This is a genomic window from Neorhizobium galegae bv. orientalis str. HAMBI 540 (genome assembly GCF_000731315.1).
Lineage (GTDB): Bacteria > Pseudomonadota > Alphaproteobacteria > Rhizobiales > Rhizobiaceae > Neorhizobium > Neorhizobium galegae.
Genome location: NZ_HG938354.1, coordinates 1488740 through 1509229 on the forward strand (window position 1 = coordinate 1488740; position 20490 = coordinate 1509229).

The 20490-nt window shown below is 62.0% G+C and carries 16 protein-coding genes; 4 read left to right on the forward strand and 12 right to left on the reverse strand.

Annotation, left to right across the window (positions count from 1 at the left end):
* Positions 1 to 9: 9 nt before the first annotated feature.
* Complete coding sequence (locus tag RG540_RS29605; RefSeq protein WP_041365868.1) at positions 10 to 1080, forward strand: alcohol dehydrogenase family protein; 1071 nt, start codon at positions 10 to 12, stop codon at positions 1078 to 1080.
* A gap of 125 nt (positions 1081 to 1205) precedes the next feature.
* Here RG540_RS29605 and RG540_RS29610 read toward each other — a convergent pair whose 3' ends face one another.
* Both RG540_RS29610 and RG540_RS29615 read right to left on the reverse strand, forming a co-directional pair.
* On the reverse strand, positions 1206 to 1463 hold the full coding sequence (locus tag RG540_RS29610) for a hypothetical protein (RefSeq protein ID WP_157884713.1): 258 nt from the start codon (positions 1461 to 1463) through the stop codon (positions 1206 to 1208).
* Positions 1464 to 1956: 493 nt separating this feature from the next.
* Positions 1957 to 2415: a transposase gene (locus tag RG540_RS29615; protein WP_041365871.1), complete on the reverse strand. Its 459-nt coding sequence runs from the start codon at positions 2413 to 2415 to the stop codon at positions 1957 to 1959.
* 251 nt (positions 2416 to 2666) lie between these two features.
* On the opposite strand from RG540_RS29615, the gene RG540_RS29620 reads away from it, so the two are divergent.
* Positions 2667 to 3620 carry a formylglycine-generating enzyme family protein gene (locus RG540_RS29620; protein WP_041365873.1) on the forward strand — a complete coding sequence of 318 codons (954 nt, stop codon included), beginning with the start codon at positions 2667 to 2669 and terminating at the stop codon, positions 3618 to 3620.
* 74 nt (positions 3621 to 3694) lie between these two features.
* Here RG540_RS29620 and RG540_RS29625 read toward each other — a convergent pair whose 3' ends face one another.
* The 6 genes from RG540_RS29625 to RG540_RS29650 are packed head-to-tail and all read right to left on the reverse strand — an operon-like array spanning position 3695 to position 12164.
* Positions 3695 to 5356 (reverse strand): glycoside hydrolase family 3 protein, encoded by a 1662-nt coding sequence (locus RG540_RS29625; protein WP_041365875.1) that lies wholly within the window; start codon positions 5354 to 5356, stop codon positions 3695 to 3697.
* A 12-nt stretch (positions 5357 to 5368) separates the two neighbouring features.
* Positions 5369 to 7129 carry a sulfatase-like hydrolase/transferase gene (locus RG540_RS29630; protein WP_041365877.1) on the reverse strand — a complete coding sequence of 587 codons (1761 nt, stop codon included), beginning with the start codon at positions 7127 to 7129 and terminating at the stop codon, positions 5369 to 5371.
* A 3-nt stretch (positions 7130 to 7132) separates the two neighbouring features.
* A complete protein-coding gene (locus RG540_RS29635) occupies positions 7133 to 7945 on the reverse strand; it encodes an ATP-binding cassette domain-containing protein (RefSeq protein WP_041365879.1) in 813 nt (270 codons plus the stop codon).
* Positions 7942 to 9705, reverse strand: coding sequence for a dipeptide/oligopeptide/nickel ABC transporter permease/ATP-binding protein (locus RG540_RS29640; protein WP_041365881.1), 1764 nt, complete (start codon positions 9703 to 9705; stop codon positions 7942 to 7944). The genes RG540_RS29635 and RG540_RS29640 overlap by 4 nt, the downstream gene beginning before the upstream one ends.
* Complete coding sequence (locus RG540_RS29645) at positions 9702 to 10643, reverse strand: ABC transporter permease (RefSeq protein WP_041365883.1); 942 nt, start codon at positions 10641 to 10643, stop codon at positions 9702 to 9704. Before RG540_RS29645 ends, RG540_RS29640 begins: the two co-directional genes overlap by 4 nt.
* A 12-nt stretch (positions 10644 to 10655) precedes the next feature.
* Positions 10656 to 12164, reverse strand: coding sequence for an ABC transporter substrate-binding protein (locus tag RG540_RS29650; RefSeq protein ID WP_041365885.1), 1509 nt, complete (start codon positions 12162 to 12164; stop codon positions 10656 to 10658).
* Positions 12165 to 12334: 170 nt separating this feature from the next.
* On the opposite strand from RG540_RS29650, the gene RG540_RS29655 reads away from it, so the two are divergent.
* Positions 12335 to 13285, forward strand: coding sequence for a LysR family transcriptional regulator (locus tag RG540_RS29655; protein WP_041365887.1), 951 nt, complete (start codon positions 12335 to 12337; stop codon positions 13283 to 13285).
* A gap of 161 nt (positions 13286 to 13446) precedes the next feature.
* Complete coding sequence (locus RG540_RS29660) at positions 13447 to 14946, forward strand: sulfatase family protein (RefSeq protein WP_041366596.1); 1500 nt, start codon at positions 13447 to 13449, stop codon at positions 14944 to 14946.
* Between the two features lie 9 nt (positions 14947 to 14955).
* Here RG540_RS29660 and iolB read toward each other — a convergent pair whose 3' ends face one another.
* The 4 genes from iolB to RG540_RS29680 are packed head-to-tail and all read right to left on the reverse strand — an operon-like array spanning position 14956 to position 20423.
* The gene (gene iolB / locus RG540_RS29665; RefSeq protein ID WP_041365889.1) at positions 14956 to 15765 is read right to left on the reverse strand and encodes a 5-deoxy-glucuronate isomerase; all 810 of its coding nucleotides are present in this window, start codon (positions 15763 to 15765) and stop codon (positions 14956 to 14958) included.
* On the reverse strand, positions 15762 to 16673 hold the full coding sequence (gene iolE, locus RG540_RS29670; RefSeq protein WP_041365891.1) for a myo-inosose-2 dehydratase: 912 nt from the start codon (positions 16671 to 16673) through the stop codon (positions 15762 to 15764). The genes iolB and iolE overlap by 4 nt, the downstream gene beginning before the upstream one ends.
* Position 16674: 1 nt before the next feature.
* Complete coding sequence (gene iolD, locus RG540_RS29675; protein WP_041365893.1) at positions 16675 to 18498, reverse strand: 3D-(3,5/4)-trihydroxycyclohexane-1,2-dione acylhydrolase (decyclizing); 1824 nt, start codon at positions 18496 to 18498, stop codon at positions 16675 to 16677.
* On the reverse strand, positions 18495 to 20423 hold the full coding sequence (locus tag RG540_RS29680) for a bifunctional 5-dehydro-2-deoxygluconokinase/5-dehydro-2-deoxyphosphogluconate aldolase (protein ID WP_041365895.1): 1929 nt from the start codon (positions 20421 to 20423) through the stop codon (positions 18495 to 18497). The genes iolD and RG540_RS29680 overlap by 4 nt, the downstream gene beginning before the upstream one ends.
* Positions 20424 to 20490 lie beyond the last annotated feature (67 nt).

Sequence of the window (20490 nt, forward strand, 5' to 3'; positions counted from 1 at the left end):
AGAAGACACATGGCCTCTATCCCCGAAACGATGGCAGCCGTCCTGCTGACAGGCCATGGCGGGCTCGACAAGCTCGTCTACAGCCGGAATGTCCCCGTGCCCAGACCTGCCGCCGGCGAGGTCCTCATCCGCGTGGCGGCCTGCGGCATGAACAACACCGATGTCTGGGTGCGCCAGGGCGCCTACGGTACAGAGGAGGATCCCGGCGCCGTTTCCACATGGCGACGGCAGGGCAATACGCTCGTCTTTCCGCGCATCCAGGGCGCCGATACCGTCGGTCACGTGGTTGCCGTCGGAGAGGGTGTCGATCCGACACGGATAGGCGAGCGGGTGATGGTCGATTTCTCCATCTACAACCGCGAGGACGATAGCCTTGCCGACATCGACTACATGGGCCACGGACGCGACGGCGGTTATGCCGAATACATGGCGCTGCCGGCAGAAAACGCCCATGTGATCAACACCACCATGACTGATATCGAGCTTGCGACTTTCTGCTGCGCCTATCTGACCGGCGAGCGAATGCTGGAAAGAGCCAGGCTTTCTGTCGGGGAACGGGTACTCGTCACCGGCGCCTCGGGCGGCGTCGGCTCGGCGATCATTCAGCTTGCGCGGGCGCGCGGCGCGATCCCGATCGCCGTCGCAGGCCCAGGCAAGGAAAGCGCCGTACTCGAGATCGGCGCCCAGGCCGTGGTGACGCGCGGGAAAGGCGACCTTGTCGAGGCGGTGACCGAAGCAACGGGCGGGGCACCGATCGACGTGGTCGCCGATCTGGTGGCCGGCCCGATGTTCAACGATCTTCTGAAAATCCTTCGCCCCGAGGGCCGCTACACGACCGCGGGGGCCATTGCAGGCCCGGTCGTCCAGCTTGATCTCAGGACGATGTATCTGAAGCAGCTGGAGCTGCACGGTTCCAGCCAGGGGAGCCGCGCCGATTTTCGCCGCCTCGTCGGTTATATCGAAAGCGGAAAGGTCCGACCGCTCGTCGGCGGCGTTTATCCGTTGTCGGAATTCCACCGCGCCCAAACCGACTTCATGGCCAAGAATTTCGTCGGCAAACTGGTCGTGGTTCCCGATTGACGATAATTCGGAACCCGTGTTGGCGATGTCCGATTGGCTGGGCGACCGGGAGCGCGCGTCGGCTTCGGGATCCGCCACAGCCATCGGTCGACCTGCGCAGGGTTCGCCGGACAGGGTCCGACTTTTCAATCCGGCGATAAGCTGCCGAGCCGCTGAAGCACGTTCGTCAGGCGAGCATTCTCGGTCCGAAGTTTGTCGGCCAGCAGCTTTTTGAGCTGCCTGTTCTCGGCGTCGAGCGCCGCCAGATCGTCATCCGAAACCACGTCCGGCAGATGGACACTCCGCCGCTGAGGATGGTCCTTTTCGGACGGCGTGACAATTTCGATGGTCTGAATGTTTACGTGCGGTTTCTTAGCGCTCGACAACGGTACGTGATTTCTCACGACCGCTACCATTTCGGGGATGGCTGAGCATCAATTGCCGCCGGCAATTCGATTTGAGGTGGCAAAGATGAACCGGCTTTGCCATCCAATGAAGGGATTGTTCCTGGATCGTCGGCGCGACGGCCGTTTTCAATGCTCGGCTCCAGCTTCACTCCCTCGGACGTGACCACGGCGTTATCGGAGGCTCGCGGGCGCTCCTCGATCGGCTGAATGCGATGTGGCAGTGACGTGTCGCTTTCCACCGCCCGGGCCAGGGCCCTCAGATCCGTATCCCTAGATCGAGTTTGCTTGGGTCTTCGGCTGCCGTCGATTGGTTTTATACTCGACGACAAAGTTGCGCCGTGTGGTCTTCATCTGTTTCTCAGCGTGAGCTATGTCGATTGCCGAGCCCCTGCACTATCGAGCAGGTCTCACAAGCCTTTGGTGTTATCGGTTTTACCCAGTGAATCTCGGCGTCAACTCGAGCACGTGATGCGAGATCCTAGTGTCGGGTTCACTTAAGACCGAGTCGTCTGCGCAGTTCTGCATTCTCGGTGCGCAACTTTTCCGCCAACAGCTTGCGAAGCCGTTGGTTCTCCTCTTCGAGCTGGATGAACTCAGCAAGATCGTCGGTAAAGGGAACCGGAACAGGCGCTTTCCGAATGGTGTCCTCGGATTTTACGGCCTTCTTCCATTGATAATATGTTTGGTCAGAAATGCCGACGATCTTGACTGCGTCCTTGAGCGTCACCCCGTTTGCAAGCTGTGCGTCGATCTGTCCGAGCTTTTCAAGCTTGTCTTCGTCGCTATGCCTCTTGGACCTGGTTGGCGAAGCCGCCTTCGATGTGGCGCGAACAGGCTCGACCGAGGCTTTTTTTCGTCGAGAGGCCGCCTTCTTGGCAACGGACGGCGCCGGCGCGGATTCAGCCGTCGCAGACACGGTAGAAAGCTCGATGTTTTCTTCGTCGGCCATGAATATTCCCTCTCTTTATCGCAGCCTTTGTCAGCCGAGTTGATCAATTAGTCAACAGGAGCTCCCTCAAGGAGCAATGACCCGCTGAAAAGACGAAAGCCCATCTATCATTCGATCGCCCGAATGCTTTTGGCATTCCCGCAATCGAGCGTTTATATGTTTGCGAAAGCGAAGTCGTGGATAGCGGAAGGTCAGAAGGCTGGCAGCCGGAAAAATCCGCAAGACGAAACAAAGTACATCAGGAAGACGCAATGAGTGGATGCTGTTCAGGATCAAGGCGGGAACCGGAACAGGGAATATCTGGCGTACCGGCAAACACGGTCTCTGCCGGCATCAGAGGGGAAGCGATTGCCGTCAAGGGGGGCGAGACATTCGTTGGAACCCATGACCCGGTAATCTCCGCCGATGGCGAGGGGCCGGAGCGCAGGATTTCGTTGCAGGATTTTCACCTCGAGGTCGAGACGGTCACCATCCGTCGGTTTGCCCAGTTCGTCGAGACGACCGGTCATGTGACGGAATCGGAGAGGTTCGGCTCGTCAGCCGTGTTCGCATCGCTGCTCGGCGACAGCAGCCTTGCGACGGGCGGTGTCATAGGAACCCCTTGGTGGACGCGCGTGGACGGGGCCACCTGGCGGCAACCGGAAGGCCGCGACAGTTCGATCGACGATCGGCTCGACCATCCGGTCACCCACGTCTCCTGGAACGACGCGCTCGCATTCGCGCGATGGGTCGGCGGCCGCCTGCCGACGGAAGCGGAATGGGAGCATGCTGCGCGTGGCGGCAACCGCCGGCGGCGATATCCCTGGGGCGAGGAAGAACCGACCGACGAGACGATCTTCTGCAATATCTGGCAGGGCCGCTTTCCCGACACCAACACGCTGCAGGACGGATATTTCGGCACCGCGCCGGCGCGCAGCTTCGCCCCCAACGAGGCTGGTTTCTACAATCTCGCCGGCAATGTCTGGGAATGGACCGCCGACCCTTTCAAGGTGCGCTCACTGTCGAAACAGGCAAAGGCGCGGAATGAGCATGCCAAGCGCTTTTCCGACAAGGTGCTGAAGGGCGGTTCGTTCCTCTGCCACAAAAGCTACTGCTATCGCTACCGGATCGCGGCGCGGATGGGCCTTTCCCCGGATAGCGCCTCGAGCAATACAGGCTTCCGGATCGCTTATGACGCCGTAGCTGGAAAGGACGATGGTCCTTGATCGCAGGTAGCGCTTCGGTCTGGTCGATCGGTGAGCCCCATATGTCCTTCATCCGGCGTGCATGCCGGAGGCCATCAGTACCGCGCGTCAGGCGCTCCGGCGAAGGGATCGACAGGACTGCTGCGGTTCCACGGCCTCCGCCCCATCAGCGCCTCCACCACAGCGGTCTGCATCGCCTCGTGGGTGGAATAGGCATTGATATAGGTCGGCACCCGGGGGGCATCGTAGAGATAATAGGGAAAGCCGAAGGAGATCATCACCGTCGGCAGGCTCGTCCACGGCCGTTTCATGGCGGCCCTGAAATCCCCGTGAAGTGCCCGCCAATCCAGAAAAATACGCCCGCGGGTCAGAAGCGTCTCTTCGCCGAACAGATAGAGGACGAGGTCGTGCCCCTCCGTATCAAGCGGGGTGCCATAGGGATTAAGGGTCACCTCGAAGCCCTCGGCAGCCAGCATTTCCGGCAGCTTGAAATCCAGCCTCGCATTCTGCATCGGCTCGACGATCCCGCCGGAAACGACAAGGATGCGGCGATGCTTTTCAGGGTCGAGCGGCAGCGTACCGTTCCTGTCCTTCACCAGTGTGGGCGCGCGAGCAAAAGCCTCGTTGGACAATTTTTGGGAGGACGCCTCACCTACATGGACCGGCATTTCGACGTTGCGATGCAGGCCGAGCGACGCCTTGAGGGCGAGGACGCGTGTGACCGCATCGTAAAAACGTTCTGCCGGAATGCGCCCGGAATGGGCGGCGTCACGCACGGCAGCGATTTCCGCCTCCGGTTTGGAGGAGAAAAGGACCATGTCGCAGCCACTCGCGATAATCTCGATCTTCGCGTCATGTGCCGGCATCACGCCCGAAAGGCCTGCCATCTCGCTGGCGTCGGAGACGATCAGGCCGTTGAAGCCGAGCTCGCCCCGCAGGAGTGCGGTATTGAGCGGCGCAGAGACTGAAGCCGGCAGATAGGCCTCTTCGCCTGCATCAGGATCGCGTTCCAAGACATAGGCCGGCAGCGCGATATGCGCCGACATGACCGACTTCACCCCCTGATCGATGGCGGCCTTGTAGAGCACACCGAAGGTGGCCCGCCATTCTTCCATCGATAGCGGATTGATGGTGGTGACCAGGTGCTGGTCGCGTTCGTCATAGCCTTCGCCCGGCCAATGTTTCACGGTCGCGGCAAGGCCGAGCCGCTGGAAGACGCGCATCTGCGCCAGTGCGTGACGTTCGATCAGCGCCGGATCCGAGCCATATCCGCGGGTTGCGACGATCGGGCTACGAAAGGCCGCGTTGATATCCAGCACCGGTGTGAAGGACCAGTTGATCCCGACGGAACGGGCTTCGCGCGCCATCAGGTCGGAGATCGCCTCGGTCAGTTCGACATCATCAACGGCGGCCAGGGCCAGTGGATTGGGAACGGCCGTGCCGAAGGAGAGGCTCATGCGTGAGCCTTCGAGATCGGCGGAAACGAGCAGAGGGACCTTGGCCCCAGCCTGAACCGCTGCCATATGCTCGCGTTCCCTCGTGCCATCCGCGCCAAAATAACGGGTGATGCCACCCGGCTGCAGCTCGCCGAGGCGGACGATCTCCGCCTCGCGGTCGTCACCGCGCGAATTGAGATTAAAAAGCTGGGCGGCGCGCCCGGTATCGTCCAGGGCCTGGAACGTCCGGGTCACCCAGTCGAGGGCTTCGCGATCGAGGTTGAAGGGCGATTTCGTCAGATGATCCAGTGTCGATGGCATCGATCCCTCCGTTCAAACCTGCTCGGTGAGCGCGCGTTCAAGCGCCTCGAGCTTTCCCAGGTCCAGTTCCGGCCAGACTGTTGCCGCCTGCACCAGCGTCTTTGCGGCGAGTGGGGCGGGCAGCGGCTTGGCCGCAAGACGAGGAACTTCCGCAATCAGGATGCGGCGCGTCGTTTCGTCGGCCATGAGCTTCGCGATCGGGATATTCGCTACCCGAGCCCCTTGTGGGAAATCGCTTGCCCGCGCCACGCTGCGCTGGCCGGAAACGACCTGCGCCCATTGTTTTTCGATGAGCAGGTGTTCGCCGCGCACCGGTCCCGTCTCGGGAAGGCCGAGCCGTTCAAACTGATCGGAGGGCGCATCGGAGGCACGCATCAACTCGACGAGCAGCTCGGCCATCCGCAATTCAATTCTATCATCTCTGAGCGGATTTTTCTGCTCGGGATCCGTCTCAAGATCGTAGAGCAAGGTCCCGAAAACCCAGGGGCCCCGGATCGTCCATCCCGGTATGCGCAGGACGGGAGCCCCTTTGGTGAAGGAGAAAGGCGGCGCGAGCTCCGCCTTCGACAGTTCGTCCGGGGAGAAGCGGGCGCGCATGTGGGTCGGCATCAGCGTATATTCATGGAGCGGCGAATTGTCCTCGGTGGCGCAGCATCGCATGTAGACGTAACGGCCCTCGGTGACACACACGTGCCCCCCGAAATTCCCGAATAGTCCCGCTTTGCGGACCGGAGCATCGTTTCTGACCGTCTCGAGAAGCGGTTTTCCCTGCATATCAGGCGTCGGCTGGAGGCCGAACAGGTCAAGGAGCGTCGGCGCAATGTCTATGGTCTGAACGAGCGCGGAGCGCCGTTCGCCGGCAACCCTGGCCCGCGGATCCCAGACGAAGAAAGGCGTGTGGATCGTCTCGTCGTACCACGGCATAACGGATTTACCCCACCAGCCCTTTTCGCCGAGCATATAACCATGGTCCGTGCAGACGATCAGCATCGTATCGTCCCACATGTTCTTCTCGTCCATCATGTCAAGCAGCCGGCCGAGATTGCGGTCGCACATCGAAAGCAGCGCCAGATAGCGATGCCGCGCCTGGAGGACCCGTTCTTCCGCCTCGGTGACGCGATCATAGGGCGGCCAGTCGAAATCCTCGCCGGTATCGGGGTAGAGCGCGTGATATTCGGCATAGCTGAAAAACGGCTCGTGCGGATCGAAGGTCTCGAGCTGCAGCATCCAATCATCCTGGCCGGCATTGGTTTCGATGAATTGCAGGCCGGCATCGAATGTTCGCGTTTGCGGGTGGTCAAGCTCGTCCCTGAGATAGGTCCGGTTGATTGGATCCTGCCGCTTCATCTGGTAGAGGAAGTCGACGAGACGCGTGCGATCCACACCTTCGACAATGCCTTTCCAGAGGTCGCCTTCCTGGCCGCGAAAGAACTCATGCGAAGAAAAGCGCGTATGATAGGTCGCGCCCCCATCCTCCCAATAATGCTGATGGTCGGTAACCAGGTGGGTGTAGATACCGGCGTTTCTCAACAACTCCGGCACGCTGTCGTCGAACGGCTCGATCGGTGACCACGACCGGTGGAGAAAATTGTACCGGCCGGTGTGCATTTCGCGCCGCGCCGGCATGCAGGGCATGGAACCGGCATAACAGCGGTCGAACGTGGCCGTCCTTTCCGCAAGCCGCCCGAAATTTGGCGCATGGGCTGTCCTGTCGCCATAGGGCGGCAGAAGGCGGCGGTTGAGGCTGTCGAACATCAGGACGATGGCGCGCATGGTTTAAGCCGTCATTGCGAGGGCGCGGAACGCGGCGCGCCGTTCCGCCTGCCTTGCGGGATCGGCGACGGGCGCGGCGAGAAGCAGACGCTTCGTGTAGTCATGAGCGGGGCGAGCCGTCACCTGGTCGCATTCTCCGAATTCAACGATCTCGCCGAAGCGCATTACCGCAACACGATGCGAGATGTGACGCACCGCCGCCAGATCGTGGGAAACGAAGAGATAGGCGACGCCCGTCCGATCCTGGATCTCGATGAACAGATCCATGACCCGCGATTGGGTGGAAAGATCGAGGGCGGAGACCGGCTCATCGCAAACGATGAGGCGCGGGGACAGCGCCAGCGCACGGGCAATGGCGATCCGCTGGCGCTGGCCGCCAGAAAACTCGCGGGCAAACCGTTCCGCCGCGTCGCTTGGCAGGGCGACCTGATCGAGCAGCTTGCGGACCTGCCGGGAGGCATCGGCACGCGAGGCGAGCCCGCGCGCAACTATCGGTTCCGTCAGGATGTCTTCGATCATCATCGACGGGTTGAGCGAGCTGTAGGGATCCTGGAATACCGCCTGGATGGCCGCCTGGCCTTGGCGTGCGCGTGGCGGCACTCCGGCGATATTCTCGCCGTCGAACACTATCTCGCCCGAGCTGACGGGGCCGATGCCGAGAATGGCGCGCCCGAGCGTCGTCTTGCCCGATCCGCTCTCGCCCACCAGCCCCACGGTTTCACCGGGGCGGATGGTGAGATTGACGTGTTTCAGGACATGGTGGGCGCCGAAATGGACGTTGACGTTGCGGCAATCGACGAGGATCTGATCGTTCATGCGCGCATCTCCTCCGTCATCGGTGGCCTATATGTCCGCGTCATGCCATCTTCGAGAACGGATCCGAGAAGCATGCGGGTGTAGTCGTGCGCCGGCGCGGCGAAGAGGTCTGCCACGGTGTTGATTTCAACGATCCTGCCGTCCTTCATGACGGCCACCCGGTCGCAGCTATCCGCCACGACACCGAAATTGTGGGTCACCAGCATGACCGCCATGTTGAACTCCTTTTGCAGGTCGCGCAGAAGATCGAGCACTTCGGCCTGCACGGTTACGTCGAGCGCAGTGGTTGGTTCGTCGGCGATCAGAAGGTCGGGACTGCAGGCGACAGCGCCGGCAATGAGGACGCGCTGGGCCATGCCGCCGGAGATCTCGTGCGGGTAGGCCCGAAACACCCGTTCCGGGTCCGGCAGCTTCACGCGGGCAAGCAGTTTCAGCGCCCGCCGCGTCGCTTCCGCCCGCGAGATTCCGAGCACCGCCATCATCGGCTCGACGAGCTGGAACCCGATCCGGAACGCCGGATCGAGATTGGCCATCGGCTCCTGGGGGACATAGGCGATGCGCTTGCCGCGAAGGGTACGCAGCTCATCTTCGGAAGATCTCCCCAGATCGATACCGTCGAACTGGATGGAGCCGGAAAGCACACGACCCCCAGGCGACAAAAGTCCGAGGATGGAAAAGGCCGTCTGGCTCTTGCCTGATCCGCTTTCGCCGACAAGTCCCAGAACTTCGCCGCGCCTGAGGCTGAGGCTCACGCCCTTGACGACTTCGCGCCAGCCGTCGTTCGCGGGATAGGCTACAACGAGATCCCTGACATCGAGCAGCACGTCGGGTGCGGCGCGTGGCAGCGATTCGCTCACCGTCCGGGGGAGGACCTTCGGCGCCCTGACTTGAACACTGCCCTGCTGCATGCGGTCGCGGATGGCGTTCGCAAGCAGCACCAGCGAAGCGACCGTTGCCGTGATTGCAAGCCCCGGCCAGAGAATAGCCTGCGGAGTGACATAGATGTTGGAGAAGGCATCCTGCAGCATTCCGCCCCAGGTCGGCGTGCTGGGATCGCCAAGCCCGAGGAACTCGAGACCTGACTGGACGACGATGGCGATCCCGGCGACGATGGAGGTCTGGATCACCACCGGCGCTCGTACCGAAAGCAGAATGTGCTTGGTGATGATCCTGAGATCGCTAAGGCCCGAGACGCGCGCGGCGTCGATATAGAGTTCGTTTTTGACCCCGTTGACGAGATTGCGCGTAAGCCGGAAAAAGCCCGGTGACAGCATCACTCCGAAAACCGCCATCGACAGGTAGATCGAGGCACCGAGCGCCTGATAGAAGGCGAGCAATACGATCAGCGCCGGCAGGGCCATGATTCCGTCGGAGATCCAGCGGGCCACGAGATCGAGTTTCCTGCCGTAAAAGCCGGCGAAGAGTCCCGCTGTCACCCCGATGGATGCGGCGATGACCACCGTGATCAGCGCACCGAGGAATGTGTTGCGACCGCCATGGAGGAGACGGCTCCATATGTCGCGTCCCGAACCGTCGCCCCCGAGGAGATAACCGTCGCCGGCGACGGCATTGACCTTGAATATCTGGACGGCGGACGGATCGTTGGGGGCAAGCAGAGGCGCGAAGATCGCCGATGCGATAACGACCAGAAGCGCCAGCGAGGCGGCAAGGCCGGTCGGGTTGGTGAGCACCGAACGGACGAAATGACGGCGCTGCGAAGCCGCGGGGATTGGCGGCTGGGCGGCGTTGATATCGCTCATGACATCCTCACCTTCGGATTTGCCCATGCGTTGAGGAAGTCGACCAGTATGTTCACCAGAACGACCACGATGATAAGGGTCACGACCACTCCCATGAGCACGGGAACATCGCCGATCAGCGCAGCCGAGACGGTCAACGAACCCATGCCGGGAATAGCGAATACGCGCTCGATGACGGCGGCACCGCCGAGAAGGGCGATGAACTGAACCGATAGAACGGTCAGCGCCGCCGGCATCGCATTGCGCAGCGCATGGCGGTAGAGCACCGAACGGGGGCTGACGCCGCGAGAGCGGAGTGTGCGCACGTAATCCTGCTTGAGCGCATCGATGACCGCGCCCCGGATCTGCTGGGAGGCCGAGGCTATCCCCGAAAGCACCAGCGCCGTTACAGGAAGCACCAGGGAAGCTGCCCAGGCGGACGGCGAAGCACTGAACGAAACATAACCCGTCGCCGGCAGCCAGCCGAACTTGACCGAGAAGGTGAGGACCAGCAGCAGGCCGAGCCAGAAATTCGGCATGGCGAAACCTGCGACGCTGACGATCTGGATCGCGCGGTCGGCCCAGCCGCCGCGGACGGCCGCGGCGATGCCGAGCATCGCCGAAAGGAGCGCCATCAGCGCCACGGCGATGGTCACCATTGACAGGGTGACGGGCAGCCGGCTCGCAAGTGCCGACGCCACGCTCTCGCTCATCGTCCATGAAGGGCCGAGGTCGCCGCGGACGGCATGGCTCACCCAATCGCCGAATTGTACGATCAGCGGTCGGTCGAGCCCCAGCCGGCTGTTCAGCGCCTTCAGCTGGTCGACCGTCGCGTTCTCACCGAGGATGTTGCGGGCGACGTTGCCCGTGGCGCCGAAAACCATCATGAAGGTTACGGTCGAGACCAGGCAAAGCAGCGCGATGCCGGAAGCGACCCGTCTCAGAAGATAACGTATCATCGACGTCAGAACTCACTTTGAGGGCGCATAATTGCGCGGCCATGGCACGATGTTCTGCGCCTGCATCTGGACCTTCACCTCAGCGTTGGAAATGTAGATGCTGTCGATGCGGAACCACGGCGCAAAGAAGGCATTCTCGACCATATATCGATTGGCAGCCTGCATCGCGGCATTCTGCTCCTTGCCTGGAGGCGTATACTGGGCTGTCTTCAGGAGCGCCTCCAGCTTTTCGTCCTTTGCCTTGGATGTGTTCCAGGGGGAGTTTGCGAAGGCGAATTTGTTGAAGTCGGCCCAGGGCGACTGGCTCCCCAGACGAAAGAGGAACATCGGGTATTTGCCCGACAGCAACTCGGCGATTGTAACATTCGGCGGAACTTTCACCCAGTTGACGGTGACGCCGATATCCTTGAGCTGTTGGGTGATGATCGGCGTGTAGGAAGCAAGCGTGCCGATATCCGGCATCGTGACGCTGAAGCCGTTTGGATAACCCGCTTCGGCAAGCAGGCCACGGGCCGCCTTCGGGTCATAGTGATAGGTCCCGTCGAGCGATGGATCAAATGCTTCGCTTGGCGGAACGAAAGGTTGATCCGTGACTTCGCCATAACCCCGGGCGACGAACTTCAGGATCGCTTTTTCATCGAATGCCATATTGAGAGCGCGCCGGACGCGCACGTCGGACAGCGCCTTCACCATTTTGCCGTCGCGGTCGGAGAGAAACAGACCCAGCCAGTCCACGGGCAATCTGGAGACCGTCAGCTTGCTCGCCTCGGCCTCGGGGACGACCTGTCCTTCGCCCGCGGCGGCATCCACCTGACCGGATTTCAGCGCATTCATCCGCGCGCTGAGATCGTTAATCGGCGTGATCGTCATGGTTTCGAACGGAAAGGCGCCGGCATTCCAATAATCCGGATTGCGCTTGTAGACGTATTGCCGTCCGGTCACCGAGCGCGCCGTGTCGTAGACGTAAGGTCCGGAACCGATCGGGAGCATCTTGGAATCAGCCTTGCCGAGCGTCGCGGGGCTCGCCATCGCGCCGCCGACGGTCGCCAGGTTGAAGAGCATGCCGGGATCTGGCTCCTTGAGGTGCAGCTTCAGCTCTGCCGGGCCTACGATCTCGACATTCTTGACAGCGCCAGCCATCCAGGTGTTCTGCCCGACGCCATCGCGCAGATATTCGAGGTTTGCCTTCACCGCCTCCGCGTTAAAGGGTGTTCCGTCGGTGAATTTGACGCCTTCTCGCAGCTTGAGCGTCAGCTCCGTGCCATCGCCGTTAAAGTGCCATTCGGTGGCCAGGTTTGGCATCGTCTTGCCATCCGGTGCCGTGTAGAGCAGCGTGTCGAAGACCGGCATCCAGTACTGGGCGCGATGGCCGATGGAAAGGCCGGCACGGTCGAAGGTGTCGTTATCCAGAATGCCCGCGATCGCAAGCGTCTCCGGGTTGTTCCCGACTTCTGCTTGGGCGACCGGCGGCATGGATAAAAAAGCCGCCGTCAAGGCGGACAAAATCAATCGGTTTCGCATGCTCTCCTCCCGAGAGCCTGACTTGCCCGCTCCCCGGCCAGACAGGCTGCATGTAGCGAATAAGATTCTGCCAAATACGCATTCTTGGCATTCCGAATGCCATAGCAGTTGAGGCAATGCACGAAAAATGCAATTAACGCCGTGACCGATAAACGAAGCTTATCACTGCCATGCTGGACCAGATCACCCACCTCTTCCGTCTCCAGGCGATCGTGGAGGAAGGCAGTCTCCGTCGCGCCGCCGAGCGGCTGAACCTCACGCAGCCCGCCTTGTCTCGATCTCTCGCCCAGTTGGAGGCCCATTTCGGGCGACCGCTTCTGGAGCGGCACGCGCGCGGTGTCCGTCCGACGCTGTTCGGCGAGAGGGTTTTGTCAGAATCGCTGCGGATGATGCGCCACTGGGAAGTGGCCGAGCAGGAGCTGATGTCCGACAAGGCAATAGGCAAAGCCTATCTGCGGATCGGCGCCGGACCGATGTGGCGCCCGGCAATCCTGCCGGAGCTGCTCGTCGACATGCAGCGACGGTTCCCCAAGATCGCGTTCGAGCTCAGGAACAGCCGTTATGCGACCTCGCTCACCGATCTGCTGGAGGGGCGCCTCGACATGCTGTTCACGGGGATGACGATCGATGATCCGCAAGACTTCCGCCTCGTTGCGCTTCCCCTGACGAAAGTAATCAACAATGTGATGGCGCGCGAGGATCATCCGATCTTCGCCGCGCGCGACCCCGCAGGCGCGGTTCCGCCGGAGCGCCTGCTCGACTATCCCTGGCTCGTCCATTCCGAGCTTCCGATCTATCAGGCCACCACGCAGCACGGTCTTTTCGAGCGGCTAGGGCGGGAGCCAGACATCCGGTTGAGCTGTGAGAGCTTGCATTCGACATTGTCCATCCTTCAGCGGAGCGATTGCCTCTGCCTGTTGCCCGATGCGGCTGTGCTTGCGACCTCCTGTCCACGCATCGTGCCGGTGCCGGTCAATCTCAATTACAGGCACACGCGGACCGGGGTTATCTATCGTGAAGAACTCAGCGACTGGGCTCCGGTACGCCAGATGATCGCCCTCTGCAGGGAGCTCTTTCATCTCGATAACCCACCGGCGGCCGAGCAAGGCGATCAGCAGTGATCAGTTTTCCGCATCGCTTGCTTCTGAAATTGCATTATTTGCGCATGGCCTGACGCTGTATCCTTGACCAAGGCGGCGACGGGTTCGATGGTTGCGATCATACGTCTTCCTGCCGCTCGAATGCGAGGGAGGAATACTTGCGACCGAATATCCTTTTCATCATGTCGGATGACCATGCCGCGCGGGCAATCTCGGCCTATGGCGCAGGTCTCAACCACACCCCAAATATCGATCGGCTGGCGAAGGAAGGCGTGAGACATGACGCGACCTATGTCACGAACTCGATCTGCACGCCGTCGAGGGCCGCGATCCTGACCGGCACGCATAACCACGTCAATGGCGTCACGACGCTCGTGACGCACATGAACAATCGTATCCCCAACGTGGCCAAGCTTTTGAAAGCGGCAGGCTATCGCACCGGCATCTTCGGCAAATGGCATCTCGGCGAAGGTCCTCTCCACGAGCCGAAGGGGTTCGATGACTGGGCCGTCGTTCCAGGGCAGGGCGATTATTGGGACCCGGCCTTCATCGATCGTGATGGCCGGCGCCGAATTCCGGGCTATGTCACCGATATCATTACCGACAAATCGATCGATTTCATCGAACAAGGCGACGGCCGGCCCTTCTTTCTGATGTGCCACCACAAGGCGCCTCATCGCAATTTCGTGCCTGACCACAAATACAATCATCTCTGGGCGGAAGAGGACCTTCCGCTGCCGTCGACGTTCAACGACGATTATTCCGGCCGTGCGGCAGCCGCCGCCGCTGCCCGCATGCGCGTCCGCTCCGACCTCAACTGGGAGGATCTCGGGCTCGTGCAGCCGGAAGGGCCGGCCACCGTCACGGGGGAACTGATGCTGGATCAGATCCCGGTGCGCCGCGTGCCGGAACTCAAAAATGGCGGAAGCATCACCGTGGTCTGCGCTTCGACCGGCCGGAACTATACCTTCACCGATCCACAGGCGTTCGCGGAATTCAAATACCAGCGCTACATGAAGCGCTACCTCCGGACGGTTCAATCGATCGACGACAATGTCGGGCGCCTGCTCGACTACCTCGACGAAAAAGGCCTGACCGAGAACACGCTGGTGATCTACACATCTGACCAGGGCTTCTTCCTTGGTGAGCACGGCTGGTTCGACAAGCGCTTCATGTATGAGGAAAGTCTGCAGATGCCGTTTTTGGCGCGTTACCCGGCAGCGATCCCGGCCGGCACGAGCAGTCGCGACCTCGCCTGCAACGTCGACTTTGCGCCCACCTTCCTGGACTATGGCGGGGTGCGGACGCCTTCCTTCATGCAAGGGCGGTCGATGCGACCCGTGCTGGAAGGGCGGACTCCGGACGACTGGCAGCAATTGGTGTACCATCGCTACTGGATGCATAACGATGCCATCCATGGCGCCTTCGCGCATTACGGGGTGCGCGACGCCCGCTACAAACTCATCTACTGGTACAATGACGATCTGGGACAGCCAGGCGCCAGACCGAATGGCGCCCCGCCGGAATGGGAATTATTCGACTGCGTGGAAGATCCGCACGAATTGAGAAACGTCGCGGACGATCCGGGCTATGCGGGAATTTTCCGCGAGATGCTCGACAAGCTCGACACTTATATAGCCGAGATCGGCGACATCGCCGAGCATCCCAGGGACCTGATTTAGACAACCAGTTTAAGGATTGTCCCTTCTGAAGATCCAGTCGTGGTCCGGGTGGTTCTTGAACCGCCATTTGCGGATCGGGCCGGCCATGACGTTCAGATAATACATCTCGTAACCATAGGGCGCGCCGCAGGGATGATGGCCTTTTGGCACCAGCACGAGATCGTGGTCCGAAACGGCCATGGTCTCGTCAAGCGAGCCGTCTTCGGTGAAGACCCGCTGGAAGCCGAAACCCTGCGCCGGGTTCAGCCGGTGGTAATAGGTCTCTTCCAGATAGGTCATGTCGGGGAAATTATCCTCGTCATGCCGGTGCGGCGGATAGGAGGACCAATTGCCGGCCGGCGTGAACACCTCGGTGACCAGAAGGCTGTCGGCGACGTCCCTTTCCTCCATGGCGATCGGAAAGATGTAACGGGTATTGGCATCCCTGCCGCGGGTATTGAGGGAAAGCCCTTCCGGCCCGATCACCGCCGCTTCGCGTCCGGGCTTCGCCGGCGCGGTGCAGACAGCGAGCGTGCATTCGGTGGTGGCTTTGGCGCTCCAGTCGGAACCAGCGGGCACATAAACGCAGTGCGGCGGCTTGCGCTCGAAGACGTTCATCCGGTCGCCGAGCTCGCCGAAAGCCTTGCCGCCTCCGGAGATATCCGCCCTGCCCTCGACCAGCACGAGGATGACTTCCGTCTCGCCGGTCTTTTCGGCAGCACTTTCGCCCGGCTTCAGGCGGTAGAGGCCAAAGCCGACATAACCCCAGCCGGCATCCTTCGGCGTGACGTCATGCACCTTGCCGGATGCGCCTTTCGGCTTGCGCAGCAGGTCTGTCATGTGTTGGCCCTCCCCTTGTCGAGGCCGGCTGCCTGCGCCATCGCCTTCAGCGACGAGAGGCCCATGCTCTGGTATTCGAAGGGATTGCGCACGTCCGGATCCTGCTCGGCCTCGATCACCAGCCAGCCCTCATAGCCGTGCTCGGCGGCGATCTTCAGTACCGGAGGAAAACTCACGCCGCCGTCCTTGTCACCCGGGACGGTGAAGACGCCACGGCGCACGCCTTCCAGGAAAGAGAGACCTTCGCTCCGCACCTGCGCGGCGATATCGGGGCGAACGTTCTTGGCGTGGATATGGCCGACGCGGGCCATGTGATTTTTTGCGGCGCGCTCCGGATTGCCGCCGCCGAACAGGCAATGGCCGGTATCGAGCAAGAGTTTTGCATGCGGGCCGGTATTTGCCATCAGCCTGTCGATCTCGTCTTCGCTCTCGACGATCGTGCCCATGTGGTGGTGGTAGACGAGGCTGATGCCCTGCCCTGCCGCAAATTCCGCCAGCGCCTCGACGCCGGCGCCGAAGGATTTCCACGCGCTGTCGGGGAGTTTCGGACGGTCGTTGACGGCCGTGCCGTCATCGCCGTGGATGGCATTCGACGTCTCGCAGACGATGATGACTTTCGAGCCCATCGACTTGAGGAGATCGAGCGCCGGCTGCATCGCTCGTTTCTCGTCCTCGACGGAGTTGACGAGCAGGTTCAGCGAATGCCAGCCGGAAACATAGCGCAGCCCGCGCGGCTCCAGTACGGCCTTGAGCGCAGCCGGCTCCTGCGGAAACTTGTGACCCTTCTCGATACCGTCGAAGCCGATCCTCGCGGTCTCGTCGAGGCACTGGTCGAGGCTGATATGGGCGCCAAGCGAGCGGTCGTCATCATTCGACCAGGCGATGGGATTGGTACCGTAGAAGATCATGTCAGCGTCTTTCCTTGAGTGCGGCTTCGTAGGCGGCGCGAGCTTGCGTAACTTCAGCGCGGGTCGAGACCTCCGGCACCGCGACGTCCCACCAGTACCCCCCGCCTTCGGGCGTCGGATAGGGATCGGTGTCGATGACGATCACGGTTGCGACCTTCGCTTCCCGCGCGCCGTTCAATGCCGCTTCCAGATCGGCGATCGAGGAGACCTTGCGGGCATCGGCGCCCATCGCGGCGGCATGGGCGGCGAAATCGATCTGCATCGGGTTCGCCTGGTTGGTGTGTGCATAGAGATTGTTGAACTGCTCGCCGCCGGTCGCCATCTGCAGCCGGTTGATGCAGCCGTAGCCGCGGTTGTCGGTGATCACGACGGTGATCTTGACGCCCATCGCAACGGCGGTCGCAAGCTCCGAGTTCATCATCATGTAGGAGCCGTCGCCGATCATGACGATCACGTCGCGATCCGGCTCCGCCATCTTGATGCCGAGCCCGCCGGCGATCTCGTAGCCCATGCAGGAGAAGCCGTATTCCATATGGTAGGAAAGCGGCCTTCCCGCCTTCCAGAGCTGGTGCAGCTCGCCCGGCATGGTGCCGGCGGCGCACATGACGACCGTATTGTCGCGCGAGGCGCGCTGCACGGCGCCGATCACCTGCATGTCGGTCGGCAGCAGATTGCCGTCCTTGGGGGCAGCGGTGACGGCATCCGCATTGGCGAACCAGTCCTCCTTGAGGCTGGCATCCACTCCCCGGAAACGATGATCGCCGAGCGCCGCACCCACCAGCTCCAGCCCGACCTTCGCGTCCGAGACGAGCGGGATCGCTTCGTGCTTGGCGCTGTCATAGGGCTGGACATTGAGCGACAGGATACGGCGCGCGGGATTCTTGAAGAGCGCCCAGGAGCCTGTGGTGAAATCCTGGAACCGGGTGCCGACGCCAATCACCAGATCGGCATTTTCGCAAACGGCATTGGCGCTCGAAGCGCCGGTCACGCCGACCGGGCCGAAATTGGAGGCATGGTCCCAGGGCAGCGCCGACTTGCCGGCCTGCGTCTCGACGACCGGGATATTGTGCCGGCTCGCAAACGCCGCGAGCGTCCCGGTCGCGCCGGAAAAATGCACGCCGCCGCCCGCAACGATGACCGGGTTCTTTGCGGCCCGGATCGCCGCGATGGCACGCTCAAACTCGTTTTCATCCGGCCGCGGCCGGCGCCAATGCCACGTCTTCGGCTCGAAGAAGCTTTCCGGATAATCATAGGCCTCGGCCTGGGTGTCCTGGCAGAAGGCTAATGTCACCGGTCCGCAATCGGCCGGATCCGTCAGGGTCCGCATGGCGCGCGGCAGTGCAGTCAGAAGGTGTTCCGGCCGGCTGATGCGGTCGAAATAACGGCTGACCGGCCGGAAGCAGTCGTTGACGCTCGCAAGGCCGTCGCCGAAATCCTCGATCTGCTGCAGAACCGGATCCGGGCCGCGATTGGCAAAGACGTCACCTGGGATGAAAAGCACCGGCAGGCGGTTTACATGCGCCAACGCCGCCGCCGTCACCATGTTGAGCGCACCCGGGCCTATCGAGGAGGTCACCGCCATCGCCCGGCTGCGGCGCAGCTGTTTCGAATAGGCGATCGCCGCATGGGCCATCGACTGCTCGTTCTGGCCGCGATAGGTGGGCAGGTCCGGCCGGATGCCGGCCAGCGCCTCGCCCATGCCGGCGACGTTGCCGTGGCCGAAGATCGCCCAGACACCGGCGATGAAGGGCACGCCCTCCTCCGTCATCTGGTTTGCGAGATAGCGCACCATCGCCTGCGCGGCGGTCAGTCTCACTGTTGTCATCGGCCGTTTCCTCCTCCGCTGCCGGCTCTTGCGCGCGCCGTGTCCCAGGCCGTGCAGAGTTCGCGGTATTTTCGCACCATGTCGGCCACCGCTTCGTCGTCGCCGATCGCGCCGGCAAACCAACGCCGCGCCGCGTCGCCAAAAATCGTCCGGCCGACGGCAAAACCCTTCACAAGGTCGAAGCCTGCCGCGGTGGCAAAACTTTCCTCCAGCTCTGCCATCGGCGCATCGAGCCCGAGCACGACAATGCCGCGCACATAGGGATCATGCTTCTCGATGGCGGCGCAGGCATTCGCCCAGGCGGCCTCGCTCTTCATCGGTTCGAGCTTCCACCAATCGGGATAGACACCGATCTCGTAAAAGCGCTCGATGATATCGGCAACGGTCCGATCGTTGACCGGTCCGACCTTGGACGGGATCACCTCCAGCAGCATTTCCAGCCGATTGCGGCGGGTGGCGGCAAACAGGCGCTGGATCACCTCTTCCTGTTTCTCCCGCATCTCGGCCGGGTCATCGGGATGGTAGAAGCAGAGAACCTTGGCGACATTCTCGACCGGCCATTCCGTGATGCCACCGAGATCGGGACCAAGCTCTGGCTCCAGGGTCAGCGGACGCGAGCCTGGCCATTCCACCGGCCGGCCGATCCACAACCCCGTGCCCGTCGCCTTGTAAAGGGTTTCGCGGCCGAGCCGCCCGTCGCAGAGAATGCCGTAGCCGTGCCTGCCGTCCGAGACGTCAAGCGCGGCCTTCAGGCAAAGCGCCTTGAACTCATCGATCCGCTCCGAACTCTGGCCCGCCTCATCGGCAATCGCTTCGAGCTGCATGCGGTGATCGAAAGCGAAGACCCGCAATTGCGGCCACTCGCCCGTCCGGTTGGTCGACCAGTGCACCTGCTCCAGCGCGCCGTCCTTGCGCAGCGCCTTGTCCCGGATGCCGGTGCGGAAGAAATACTGCAGCTCTTCCCAGCTCGGATAGGCCGGCGTGCAGCCGTGGCGCGAGACGGCGAAGGCGCCGCAGGCGTTGGCGTATTTCAGCGCGGTCGGCCAGTCCTCGCCGGTGAGCCAGCCCTTCAGCAGGCCTGCCATGAAGCCGTCGCCGGCGCCGAGCACGTTGAAGACCTCGATGGGAAAACCCTGCCCCGTCCGGCCTTTGTCGAGACTGTCGGGAATATCGCCTTCAAAGACGACGGCGCCCATCGGGCCGCGCTTGCAGACCAGGGTCGCCTTGGAAACGGCGCGAACCGCCCTCAGCGCCGCGAGCGTATCGGTCGAACCGCCGGCGATATGAAACTCCTCTTCCGTCCCGACCAGCAGGTCGAACAGATGCAGGCTCGATTGCAGTTTGGCGGTCACCTTGCCGGACTCGATAAAGCGGCTTTCGCCGGCCTCATGGCCCGCAAGGCCCCAGAGGTTGGGGCGATAGTCGATATCGAGGGCCGTGCGGGCGCCATTCTCGCGGGCGAGCCGCAAGGCCTTCAAGACGGCCGCCTCGGTGTTCGGGTGGGAAAGATGGGTGCCCGTGACGCAGACACAGCCGGCTTCTGCAATAAAGCCGGGATCGATGTCGTCTTCGCAAAGCGCCATATCAGCGCAGTTCTCGCGATAAAAGATCAGCGGGAACTGATGCTGGTCGCGGATACCGAGCAAAACGAGCGCCGTCAGCCGCTCCGGATCGGTCTTGACGCCGCGCACGTCGACCTTCTCGCGGATCAGCTGCTCACGAATGAACCGGCCCATATGCTCGGCGCCGACGCGGGTGATCAGCGCCGATTTCAGCCCGAGCCGGGCCGCACCCGCGGCGATGTTCGTCGGCGAGCCGCCGATATATTTGTTGAAGGAGGCCATATCCTCCAGACGTCCGCCGACCTGCACGCCGTAAAGATCAACGGACGAGCGGCCGATCGTGATGAGATCCAATGACGTCAAGATTTCCTCCCTTGCGGCGGCCGGGCTTTATGCTCCGTCGTTACCGCCCGAAACCGGCCGATCCTCC

Excerpts from the sequence above, each read along its gene's own strand:
- RG540_RS29605 (WP_041365868.1), top strand. The coding sequence starts at position 10 with ATGGCCTCTATCCCCGAAACGATGGCAGCCGTCCTGCTGACAGGCCAT.
- RG540_RS29615 (WP_041365871.1), bottom strand. The coding sequence starts at position 2,415 with ATGGCCGACGAAGAAAACATCGAGCTTTCTACCGTGTCTGCGACGGCT.
- RG540_RS29620 (WP_041365873.1), top strand. The coding sequence starts at position 2,667 with ATGAGTGGATGCTGTTCAGGATCAAGGCGGGAACCGGAACAGGGAATA.
- RG540_RS29625 (WP_041365875.1), bottom strand. The coding sequence starts at position 5,356 with ATGCCATCGACACTGGATCATCTGACGAAATCGCCCTTCAACCTCGAT.
- RG540_RS29630 (WP_041365877.1), bottom strand. The coding sequence starts at position 7,129 with ATGCGCGCCATCGTCCTGATGTTCGACAGCCTCAACCGCCGCCTTCTG.
- RG540_RS29635 (WP_041365879.1), bottom strand. The coding sequence starts at position 7,945 with ATGAACGATCAGATCCTCGTCGATTGCCGCAACGTCAACGTCCATTTC.
- RG540_RS29640 (WP_041365881.1), bottom strand. The coding sequence starts at position 9,705 with ATGAGCGATATCAACGCCGCCCAGCCGCCAATCCCCGCGGCTTCGCAG.
- RG540_RS29645 (WP_041365883.1), bottom strand. The coding sequence starts at position 10,643 with ATGATACGTTATCTTCTGAGACGGGTCGCTTCCGGCATCGCGCTGCTT.
- RG540_RS29650 (WP_041365885.1), bottom strand. The coding sequence starts at position 12,164 with ATGCGAAACCGATTGATTTTGTCCGCCTTGACGGCGGCTTTTTTATCC.
- RG540_RS29655 (WP_041365887.1), top strand. The coding sequence starts at position 12,335 with ATGCTGGACCAGATCACCCACCTCTTCCGTCTCCAGGCGATCGTGGAG.
- RG540_RS29660 (WP_041366596.1), top strand. The coding sequence starts at position 13,447 with ATGTCGGATGACCATGCCGCGCGGGCAATCTCGGCCTATGGCGCAGGT.
- iolB (WP_041365889.1), bottom strand. The coding sequence starts at position 15,765 with ATGACAGACCTGCTGCGCAAGCCGAAAGGCGCATCCGGCAAGGTGCAT.
- iolE (WP_041365891.1), bottom strand. The coding sequence starts at position 16,673 with ATGATCTTCTACGGTACCAATCCCATCGCCTGGTCGAATGATGACGAC.
- iolD (WP_041365893.1), bottom strand. The coding sequence starts at position 18,498 with ATGACAACAGTGAGACTGACCGCCGCGCAGGCGATGGTGCGCTATCTC.